We start from the raw sequence: 954 nt of genomic DNA, 5'->3' as shown, positions 1-954 counted from the left end.
CGTCTCCTTCGCGAATGACGTCTTTCATCGTTAACATGTGCAACTTCCTTTCTATAAAACGTATATGATTGATTATATCATATTTAAAGAGAGAAGAATGTGGATGGTACAGAAGGTGAAACGAAAATGATACAGAGACAAAATGAAGGTCATATCCCTTGAATGTAAGCGTTTTATTTCGGTAAGCATATTTTTTGCGTTATTATAACAACCCGTTTTATACTAACTAGGAAACGGCAGGAGAGCATAACTTTCCTGAATTACGTTAATACAGATTGCTTTTTTGGACAGATACACGTAAGATTTGAGATAGTGTTTGATCACAAAAAAGACAATTGTCTCATAGTTGAAAGGATGAGGTGAAACGAATGAACAACGTTCAGGTACTTCAAAACGTGGAAGAAAACTTCCAAACGTTCCGTATTCTCGACGAGAAGGGTGAGGTCGTCAACCAAGACGCAATGCCTGACCTAACGGACGAGCAACTTCAGGAACTCATGCGCCGCATGGTCTATACTCGAATCTGGGACCAACGCGCCATCTCACTTAACCGTCAAGGACGCCTAGGATTCTACGCGCCAGTGGCAGGTCAAGAAGCGACGATGATCGGGACGCAATACGCGCTCGACAAAGAGGACTGGATCCTTCCAGGATACCGTGATATTCCACAACTCGTATTCCACGGACTTCCGCTTTATCAAGCGTTCTTGTTCTCACGTGGACACGTGGCAGGAAACCGCATCCCTGAAGGTGTCAACGTATTGATGCCGCAAATCATCATCGGTGCACAAATCATTCAAACTGCGGGTGTGGCAATGGGCCTCAAACGCAACGGCAACAAAAATGTCGCTATTACTTACACAGGTGACGGTGGCTCATCACAAGGTGACTTCTATGAAGGATTGAACTTTGCAGGTGCATTCAAATCACCAGCAATCTTCGTCGTTCAAAACA

Annotated in this window: 1 protein-coding gene; it reads left to right on the top strand. The window is 44.0% G+C overall.

Features of this window, described 5'->3' with window-relative positions; translation table 11 throughout:
• Positions 1-368: 368 nt before the first annotated feature.
• On the top strand, positions 369-954 hold a 586-nt coding region (locus ON063_RS14655; protein ID WP_274665627.1), incomplete at its 3' end, for a thiamine pyrophosphate-dependent enzyme.

Origin of the sequence: Exiguobacterium sp. B2(2022) (genome assembly GCF_028823655.1) — a bacterium.
Classification (GTDB): Bacteria; Bacillota; Bacilli; order Exiguobacteriales; family Exiguobacteriaceae; genus Exiguobacterium; species Exiguobacterium aestuarii_A.
The sequence above is the reverse complement of the archived record's forward strand: the minus strand, read 5'-3'. Positions and strand labels throughout refer to the sequence as shown.